The 9,152-nt window shown below is 34.1% G+C and carries 10 protein-coding genes and 1 pseudogene; 2 read left to right on the top strand and 9 right to left on the bottom strand.

Annotation, left to right across the window (positions count from 1 at the left end; all coding sequences use genetic code 11):
- Positions 1-187: 187 nt before the first annotated feature.
- The 6 genes and pseudogenes from JKP73_RS21600 to JKP73_RS21575 form a co-directional block, all read right to left on the bottom strand.
- Entirely contained in the window at positions 188-529 is a 342-nt protein-coding gene (locus tag JKP73_RS21600; RefSeq protein ID WP_200411904.1) for a VOC family protein, read from the bottom strand.
- A 220-nt stretch (positions 530-749) separates the two neighbouring features.
- Complete coding sequence (locus JKP73_RS21595; RefSeq protein WP_021292528.1) at positions 750-1,148, bottom strand: VOC family protein; 399 nt, start codon at positions 1,146-1,148, stop codon at positions 750-752.
- Positions 1,149-1,472: 324 nt separating this feature from the next.
- Positions 1,473-2,426, bottom strand: coding sequence for an N-acetylmuramoyl-L-alanine amidase family protein (locus JKP73_RS21590; protein ID WP_200411903.1), 954 nt, complete (start codon positions 2,424-2,426; stop codon positions 1,473-1,475).
- Positions 2,427-2,453: 27 nt separating this feature from the next.
- Positions 2,454-3,029 (bottom strand): hypothetical protein, encoded by a 576-nt coding sequence (locus JKP73_RS21585; RefSeq protein ID WP_200411902.1) that lies wholly within the window; start codon positions 3,027-3,029, stop codon positions 2,454-2,456.
- 670 nt (positions 3,030-3,699) lie between these two features.
- Entirely contained in the window at positions 3,700-4,092 is a 393-nt protein-coding gene (locus JKP73_RS21580; RefSeq protein ID WP_200411901.1) for a MarR family winged helix-turn-helix transcriptional regulator, read from the bottom strand.
- A 1-nt stretch (position 4,093) separates the two neighbouring features.
- A pseudogene (locus JKP73_RS21575) lies at positions 4,094-4,325 on the bottom strand (helix-turn-helix transcriptional regulator); the annotation flags it as partial.
- A gap of 394 nt (positions 4,326-4,719) precedes the next feature.
- Here JKP73_RS21575 and sda point away from each other — a divergent pair.
- Positions 4,720-4,884, top strand: coding sequence for a sporulation histidine kinase inhibitor Sda (sda, locus tag JKP73_RS23675; protein ID WP_200411907.1), 165 nt, complete (start codon positions 4,720-4,722; stop codon positions 4,882-4,884).
- 273 nt (positions 4,885-5,157) lie between these two features.
- Here the strand turns inward: sda and JKP73_RS21565 are convergent, their stop codons facing one another.
- Positions 5,158-6,177, bottom strand: coding sequence for a DUF3231 family protein (locus JKP73_RS21565; protein ID WP_200411900.1), 1,020 nt, complete (start codon positions 6,175-6,177; stop codon positions 5,158-5,160).
- Positions 6,178-6,258: 81 nt separating this feature from the next.
- The gene (locus tag JKP73_RS21560) at positions 6,259-6,603 is read right to left on the bottom strand and encodes a hypothetical protein (protein ID WP_200411899.1); all 345 of its coding nucleotides are present in this window, start codon (positions 6,601-6,603) and stop codon (positions 6,259-6,261) included.
- 612 nt (positions 6,604-7,215) lie between these two features.
- On the opposite strand from JKP73_RS21560, the gene JKP73_RS21555 reads away from it, so the two are divergent.
- Positions 7,216-7,413 carry a hypothetical protein gene (locus JKP73_RS21555; RefSeq protein WP_200411898.1) on the top strand — a complete coding sequence of 66 codons (198 nt, stop codon included), beginning with the start codon at positions 7,216-7,218 and terminating at the stop codon, positions 7,411-7,413.
- Here the strand turns inward: JKP73_RS21555 and JKP73_RS21550 are convergent.
- Positions 7,407-8,150, bottom strand: a complete 744-nt coding sequence (locus JKP73_RS21550; protein WP_200411897.1) for a hypothetical protein — start codon at positions 8,148-8,150, stop codon at positions 7,407-7,409. The genes JKP73_RS21555 and JKP73_RS21550 overlap by 7 nt on opposite strands.
- Positions 8,151-9,152: the final 1,002 nt, after the last annotated feature.

Below are 9,152 nucleotides of genomic sequence, written 5' to 3'. Positions count from 1 at the left end.
ACCCATACAAATAATTACACAACTTACAAAAAATTCAATTATAAATATTGAAGCTTCTTTGTGATGCACATTTTTATTATACCATCTTTAATCTAGTATGATTACTTAAAAAGTATTGACTTATATTAGCTGGTATTTCTGGAAGATCATCTATTGAAGTAAACCATCCTTATGTAACTAATACAACTTACTCCGATAAAACTTCAACGGTAAATCCACCTGGAGCTTGAACATAGAAGGTATATCCATGAGATTCAATAGGAGGATCTACAGCATAACCATCATTTCTCAGTCGCTTGTTAGTTCGATCAACTTTATCTCTACTTTCTTGCGGGAAGCCAATATGAAAGGTCTTAGGATACCAAACCTCCTTCCCTTTCATCAATGTTAAAACAAATTGATCGTCATCAAACATAGCAGCAAAACCATTACCACGGCTATTAACACACTTCATACCGAAATAAGTCTCTAAGAAATCTCTAGAAGCAGCTACATCATTCACTGTTAAATTTAAATGATTAAGTTTCATTCTTTCACCTCTTTTAATAATCTTTATTATTAATACAGATGATAAGGTCGTATGGCTTTTAATATTACATACAGACAAATAAGGTATTATAAAGATTTGGTTTTGTAAACGCAAGTATTTTTCAAAATTTCCGTTCTTCCACTATATGGCCCTTTTGTTCGGTAATGGCGCAATCGCTTATTAAACAAATGCGCTCTTTTACGGAATACTACACACTAGATTACTCTGGTAAGTTTAACTGCCAAGATATGCCGAATTGATCATTCAGCCATCCGAACTTTTTGCTAAACCCATAGTTATCTATAGGCATAAGTGCTGTGCCATTTTCCATCATTTTATTATAAAGGTTGTCGATTTCCTCTTCGGTATCACACGTAAGAAAAATAGAAAATGACGGGGTAAACGTAAACTCATGATTAACATGACTGTCAATACACATGAATTCCTGCTCCTTTAACGAGAATACAGCTTGCATAACTGTACCCTCTTCACCGGGGCCTTCAGCTCCGTATCGTATTATGCTTTTAATTTCTGAGTCATCAATAAGTGATGTGTAATAATTCATCGCATCTTCCGCCTTGCCACCTTGAAACATTAAAAACGGTGTAACCTTTTCCATTATAAATCAATCCTTTCGCATGTTTTCCTAAGTTTATCACATATGAAAGCTTAGTTCTCCATTTCGATTGCCCTCTTCTTATACAATATAGTTGTCCTATGAAGCAACAATGGTGATAATTTTTATTAGAGATTCGCACCCGTTTCTGGAACTACACTTATCCTTTCAACTCTGCTAACTCATGACATTCCCGAACGGATCTTTAAACGCTGTGTCTCACCTGCTGGGAAATATTGATTTTCTCCAAAAACCAATTCGACATTGTTTGATTTAAGTTCCTGAATGACTTTCCTCAGATCATTAACCTCAAAAGTGGCTAGGGAATTATTTATCTCTGAAATATTTCTTAACTCCATCTGAAATGGCTTCAGAAATACTATTCTGATATCCTTCTGTTTGAATTATTGATAGGTCATTTGGATTTGTAATAAATCCTAACTCTATTAATGCACTAGGGACTTCACTTTCACGTAAAACAAAATAATTACTTTCTTTAACTCCACGGCTTTCTAGTGACGTATATTGCTCTAATTTAGATTGAAGAGAGCTTGCTAATGCATAGTTTTCTCCTCCTGAATAATAATGAGTTTCTAAACCTTGTATCCCAATCAATGGATGAGCATTATAATGTAAACTAAGAAAAGCGTGTGTGTTATATGAGTTACTTATGTACACCCGATCTTGTAAAGATATAAAATGATCACTATTTCTTGTCATAATAACATTTGCGCCGGATTTACGTAGTCGATCTACTACACTATCAACTATACTCATAATTGTTTCCTTTTCTAAAACGCCATTAATACCAATTGCACCAGAATCTCTCCCCCCATGACCTGGGTCTATTACAATATTGTACCCTTTTAATGAACCATTTTTAGTTGCTTGACCTTTATTATTATCAAAGTTGTTTCTACTGATAGTTTCTGTTTTTTTATTTTGTTCTTTCTTAATACTTTTCTGGGTTGAACTTGCTACTTGTGCTATAGCCTTTGTTTTAGAATCTGGTTGAAATAAGTACTGCGAGGCAACCCATGCCTTTTTACCGCCATAATAAGTTTGTACCCAACCAAAAGATTTTTGAAAAACTCTAACCTGATCACCAATTTGTAGTTTCCCTATTATCGGTGCATCGTGAGAGGGAGAAGACCTTACATTTAAATTGGAAGTCCCAGCTTCGTATATTTTGACTTTTTCTGCGAAAACAGAAGGGGCAAAAGGGGTAAAAAGGAATAACGAAATGATTGCAATAGTTGCACTGGAAAATAAAACTCGCATTGTTGTTACCTCCCTTTTCTAGGTTATTCATTTAGAGAATCTATGAAATAGCTTTGATAAGGAAATATGTTCTTTATTTTTTCGTTCAAACGCTTCTTTTAACTTTACTTTTACTTCCCTTAATTCTAAATTTACTTGCTGCAGCTCTGTTTCTCTCCTTTCTATAGTTGATGTTAAATAACGATTCTCTTCTAACAACTGCTGATTCTTTATTTTTAAAAATATCTCATTAGGATGAGTTAACTTTAAAAAGAAATTATGGTCTGATACCTCACAAAAATTCTTTTTAAAAAAATGCCTTAATCGAATATTATAGGCAGGAGGATCAGATTGTATTTTCCCAAAAATCTCCTCAAATTGATTATAGATTGATAATTTAATTAATGCACGAAAGGCAACTGTTCCATACCCTCTATTCAGATTTCCTTCACTAAGGATATTCTGAACACAAACTCTTTTGCTTCCCTGAACAATAAATTTTAGAATACAAATATTTTCAGCATGAACAATTGGTTCATGTTTCAAATAAATAGTTCCCAAATTATAATCATCATCCCAAAAGGGATAAAGGTATTTACCTTCTTTTCCTACTTCTCGTTCCAATTGATTAATAGTACTCCTCCCCCTTAATTGCTGAAATTTAAAAAGTATTTATCCAAATGATTAAATAAGTACATTTTATATTACTTTTCTTTTCTTATCTACATAAAATGACTGTTTTTTAAACAGATTTTACTATCTTTCATTTTATTTTTAGGTATATAAATAAAAAAGCACTATTCGAGAACTTCGAAAAGTGTTAAAAGTAGTTAAAAATTAAAGTCGTTTAAACTATTCAGTTCCTCCACAATAGCGCCCGTTTGCGACAAACCAGAATAAAGTATCTAGCATTCACAGTCCACACCACTACCCCCGTTGGAAGTTGAGGCCACTTCTGATAATCCTAACGTCGGGAAGTCGAGTGTTTCCCAAGCTGCAAATCCTCCATAGAGCTCCTTTGCATCAAAGCCATTTTCAAGCAACAAGACAGCAGCTTTTGAAGCGAGGGACCAAGTGTCTCAACAATAAAGTACAATGTTTTTTCCTTAGAAAGTTCCGACATTCTGTCTTATAATTCGTTTAAAGGAATAACCGTCGCACCTTCTAATTTCTCTTTCCTGACTGTAACTGGTCCTACTCTGACATCTACCAGCACATAATTCTCAGGATGCTTTTTTTAGCCTTGCGGTATTCCATCGGACTCATATTTGCTTCTAATCTTGCTTTAAAATAATCAAGTCGATTCACCTTTTTCTCCCTTCTGTATGGTTGCCCACACTTTTAATAAAATTGACTTTAAATCTTTCTGCTCCTTATCTGTAAGACTTGAAAGGACATCCAATTCGATTTTTTCAAGATAGTTGCATCCAACTTTTAACTTTTCTCGACCTTGCTCTGTTGTTGTTAATCCAAAGGATCTCCTGTCCTCTGGATTCCTAAATCGTTGAACACATTGAATGTCTTCCAGATAATCAATGTGTGCCACCATGATTGTTCGATCAATTTGTAGCACATTTCCTACCTGTTTCTGTGATGAATTAGGATATTCCTCAAGGTACTGAAGAATCCCAAATTGTCTGGCACTCAGTTTTAAAGGGGAAAGTTTCTCTTTAATTCGTGATTCCATTTCTCTTACTATCTTGAATTACTTGTTCCGTCATGTTTTTGTCACTCCTCAACATTTCACCTACCGTAATACCAAATAAATCACTCAATCCAATGATAATTTCGATACTTGGATAGTTCTTACTAGTTTCCCACTTTGAAACTGATTGACGACTAACATGGATTTTTTCAGCAAGATCACTTTGTGACCAATCTCTTTTTTCTTGTTCCTTTTAGTCGCTCACTAAAAATCATGTTAGTCATCACCTTTCCTTATTTCCAATAGAGGGGGGTGTGTAGATAAAGTAAAGATAGTTATAGGTGCATTAAGATGCAACCTCATGTTGCTCCCTATTTTTTATTGCTATTTGCGATCTGGATCGTTTGCGTATAACCTTATATTACTTTTAGCATAAGAAGCCCCTTTAGACATCCAGAGGGGTAAAATAGTGCAACTTTTTTATAAACAGTACATCTTCTTTTCAAATAGTACGACTTTATTTTAAGCATACAACAAACGGGAACTTACAAATTGTTGGTCTACGGATAACTACACGGTTTTCCGTAGTTGACCATGATCTATACATATTTGAATAAGAAATCTATATCAACAAATCCTATCTAAAAACACATCTTGAGGGAGTGAGAAATTATAAATCCTTGGCTCTTTGTATCAAATGATGTACTAGTAAATATTTATCGGAAATCTATCGGACAAAAGGGAGATAAAGACTTAATTGATTTAGTATTCCAAGAAATCAAAAATAGAAATTTGAGGGTTGATAAACCAAGACACATTAAACGGATAAAATAAAAACCTGCACTTTGGCCGTTTGTCTTCAAACGTTAAGTACTGTTCTAGGTTGTTTATAGGTTTTTTTACTAAAAAGTGTACTAATAAAAAAGCTAATCAATTTAGATTAGCTTTTTATATCAAACGATCCGTAAACCAAGAAAGAAAAGGAAGGAAATATGAAGTTTTTATTACTACTTCATAGCACGTGGCAGCTTCCTTCTTATCCATAATATGATTATAATGGATATTTGCAACTGGCAGGTATCGTTAATGAAGCTGAATATCTAATGATCAACCTTTTTCTTTATTCTTGGTTAACTTTTCACGATCCTTGGTTCCCGGCGGCTGTTCTAGCCAATGGTGTTTAATCATGATATCGGCTCCACTTTTAGCGAGTCGCATTACTTCAACAGATAACCGTTCATAATTCACCATTAAATCACTTCGTTGGCTCGTAGACGCAGCAGTGGAATAGTTCCCGATTCCTGAAGCAATGATCAAATTCATATGAAACATCACTAATTTATCGGAAAAGGTTTGGGTGGTCGAATTACTTACACCTACATCTGGTACATGCGGCGCTTGAACATCACCTTCCAAAAGGGTATCAACAAAGATTTTAATATGTTTTTGTGAAATTTCTTTTCCACGCAACATATAATCTTGAACCTCTTTCGTTGGGGATGATTGAGCAAAAGCGAGGCACAAGTTGACACCCATGGAATTGGTTACGATATTCATATAAAGATTGGAAATTTCAACGGCATTTAATGGCCGCTTATCGTTAAAAGGATTTAAACCCCTTAGATACTTTTTGCTATCTATATAATCGGTTGCTTTTGGAGGTTCAATGTAAGGATGTCTTGCGTTTATCCCTTTAAGAAGAGCAATTTTGAGCGATTGTTTGTAAAGATTATTGGTTTCACTTAATCCTAGTGAAAAGTAATTACAAACATCTTCCCGGTAACTCGCAGAAACAAAACCACTGTATTCTAACATCCCAACCTTAGCCATATGATTCACATAGGTTAAACAAAACTCGTCCGTAAAAAGCCATGGCGCATTCATGTTTACATCTTGTTCCGTAAATCCATTCGGAAGAGCAAACTGTTCCTTTTCAAATAAAGCAGTTAATTGCTCCATGTGATTCGAGGAAATATCATAAGCATATTGAATAACTGGTTTGACCTCCGGGTCTTCAATATGTTGCAGCATAAAACTTAAGATACATTTTGACATACTATCATTCATATACCCCGTCCAAAGCGAAGCAATTTCTCCAGATGTTAAATGCACTTTCTTTTCATTCATTCCAATACCCTCCAAAATCCTTGTATAAAGATAGGGTTATTGTTTACCAAATGTTGTATTTTATGAATACTAGTATCCAGATTATTCTTTGTTTCCGATGATTTTGAAGTAGGTATGATAAAACATAAGCTCATCTTCTTTATGAAAGGGAAATAACCCCGTCTCTTTACCACCAGACAATTCATTCTTTAAATCTTCCACGATTCTTGAACTAGTTTCATCATCAGTTCTCGTTAATGTCAACCAATCCTTAACACTTTTTTCTACCTGTAAAGCTTCACACGCAAGAATTTTTATACCGAATGTTTTATACATATTTATTAATTCTTCCCTAGTAAATGCCTTAACGTGGGAAGGATCTCTGAGAATTTCATATTCATTATAGGATTGGTTTAATTTCTCGTAATCATGTTGCGTAAACCTCATGGTTAATCTTTCTGTTTTTCCTGCCTGTTTTTTCTTGCTAAAGATACCCTGTCCAAGTCACCCATATAATACGTATTGTTTAAGGTGCTCCGTCACTTTCCTGGATTGTAGTCCTTTAATACATAGAACTTCTACAACATCTTTTACTGGCCCTTGTGACATATGATAACCGATAGATGCAGCTCTTTAATTCAACAGAAATTGTCGGTTTAACATCTCTTTTTTTGTCACTTCTAGTTTTTCGTTTTGTTGTCTCATTTTTCTCTCCCCTATTCATTAGATCCCCTCATTTTTTAGAAATTACCCTAGGACAGTGTCAACGTGTCCTAGATTTAATATTATTTATATGGAAGAGAGGTATGTATAATTTTTTCTTTTATTATTCCAACCTTTTGAAAAAGCGTAAAAGGGAGAGATTTCCGTGAAAATGTCAAAAGAAGAGGCTAAAAAAGTAGCAAAAGAAACCATTGAAAATAGTAAGAAATACGGTATCCCATTGAAGAAGAAATAAAACAACCACAGGTATGCTTACAAAATAATCAAGTTAAAAGAGTCCTAGAGTTTGTTCCGTTTTACCCTTTTGGATATGATTTTTCCAAAGGGATTTTATTTTTGGGAAATTTATATGCAATTCATGGTGGGGAGAGTGTATTTGCGATTGTTAAAGCTAGTTCTAAAAAAAATGCCTTTGATGTTTATGCGAGTAATCAAATGGAAGATGATAAGCATATATGGGAATACATCTCTGAATTTAAAATTAATGATTGTCTCTTAGAGGAATATAAGAAGACAGTGAGAATCAATCAATGAGGTCTTTCCATTTCGCTCATGAGCAACCATGAACTAACCACCAAAACAATAATGATTAAATATAACAGAACAGTTTTCAATTTAGGCATGGTCCCACTTTTCAAAACTTGAATTCCTAGTGGAAGAAAAGCCATGCAAAGCCCAGATAAGGAGATTATCGTCGTCATATTTGTTCCTTTTAAAATACCTATAGCTAGTACAAACATCATTCCTAGAGCGATCGAACGGAACAACCCAAAAACGTTAGAAAGATAAGCACCTATAGCTAGTACAATCCAGCCAAATAGAATGGAGAAATTTAGTATATTAACAATATGAAACATACCATAGAAGTCACCGACAAGCTGCGTGGCAACTTCAACATTTGTACTTCTTACAACTTGAAAAGCGAAATGATCTGCCCCAGAGTGGAACGCTCTGGCAAACAAACCAAGGATTACTAATAGGCCTCCCCATAACCCCAATCGCGGCTTCTCCACGCTAATTAACTGAACAAGTGTTAGAACAGCTGGGAATAATAAAATCATACCGATTAAAAAAAAGCTAAAGGACGTTAGCATTAGGTTTGGATTTGTGTCATAGGCTGCTAACTGGTCAGAGAAAAAGAAATTAAATTGTATTCGAAGCATAGAAGATATAACCAACAGAATAGGAGATATAATTAACGAAAGACCACCTAACCATCTACCCGGGAAATTCCCTAAGTTATCTTTTAATGCACTTCTTTCTTGAATCACTATTATCTCTCCTCATTGTATGATGCTTTAATTATAACTTTAAAATATTAAGTAGTAATTTTTCTCAACCGAAGGAGCGAATTACCAAAAAATATATGCGATACATCATGAATTTTTGCATCAATTTTATTGTGATCCAGATATAATTTTTATTTCACTTTTAAGAACCCTCGATTTTTTTGTTACTATAATCATAATATCAAACTCTATTTGTTTATATAGAAATAGCAGTTTACTAGGGTTCTAAATAAACACAAAAGTTCTGAAGTAGAGTACAAATCCTTATTCTAAAGTCGCCTAACAAAATAAGTAAATGAATTAAAATAGCAAGTATGAATTTTTCTGACATTTCGTAAGCCAATTAGGAATATATGGATTAGTCAACGTCCGTCCGTTTTTCCAAGTACTGTAGTGAAGATAAAAAAGCATCGAAAGAATGCTGCTATCGGCCTCCCACCGATTTTCAGGTAATAACAAAGGAATGTATTCCAACACTAACCAATATTCTTCGTTATTAGTATATGCGTCATATAATACCGGATGATTCACTCCAGGCTGTCTAAGAGTATGGGAATTTTCTTTATATAAAAACCATTCCCTTGATTCTCTAGTTTTCTTGACGATCACTAATTGATTTTGAAATGTAACTCGGAAACAACCTTCGTCATGAACAACGCCTCCTATTTTTCTAACTGATAACGACTCTCCAAATGATTTATGTAAGAAACGTTTTACAGTAGAAGGCCACATATCCGGAAAGATAACCTCTCCATACTTACCCTCCTAAAAATTGGTGTGTCAAAAGCTGTTACATCAGATTTTGGGGATTATTTATACTGGTTTTTTAGTTATAATTGTTTCATTTTGTTTATTACTACGAAGTAAATTCCACTCTGTTATATGAGAACATATTAAAATTCATATTTGAATTGCTCCCGATGATTGAATAATTGTTCATATCACAAAGGCTTCTAATGTCTGCATTAAATCTTACTTGAATAA

The organism is Virgibacillus salexigens (assembly GCF_014905415.1).
GTDB classification, from domain to species: Bacteria; Bacillota; Bacilli; order Bacillales; family Amphibacillaceae; genus Virgibacillus; species Virgibacillus salexigens.
Note: the sequence above shows the minus strand (reverse complement) of the source record. Positions and strands in the feature narration are given on the sequence as shown.

What these genes read in the sequence shown, in the direction of transcription:
- JKP73_RS21600 (WP_200411904.1), bottom strand. Translation starts at nt 529, where the DNA reads ATGAAACTTAATCATTTAAATTTAACAGTGAATGATGTAGCTGCTTCT.
- JKP73_RS21595 (WP_021292528.1), bottom strand. Translation starts at nt 1,148, where the DNA reads ATGGAAAAGGTTACACCGTTTTTAATGTTTCAAGGTGGCAAGGCGGAA.
- JKP73_RS21590 (WP_200411903.1), bottom strand. Translation starts at nt 2,426, where the DNA reads ATGCGAGTTTTATTTTCCAGTGCAACTATTGCAATCATTTCGTTATTC.
- JKP73_RS21580 (WP_200411901.1), bottom strand. Translation starts at nt 4,092, where the DNA reads ATGGAATCACGAATTAAAGAGAAACTTTCCCCTTTAAAACTGAGTGCC.
- JKP73_RS21565 (WP_200411900.1), bottom strand. Translation starts at nt 6,177, where the DNA reads ATGAATGAAAAGAAAGTGCATTTAACATCTGGAGAAATTGCTTCGCTT.
- JKP73_RS21560 (WP_200411899.1), bottom strand. Translation starts at nt 6,603, where the DNA reads ATGAGGTTTACGCAACATGATTACGAGAAATTAAACCAATCCTATAAT.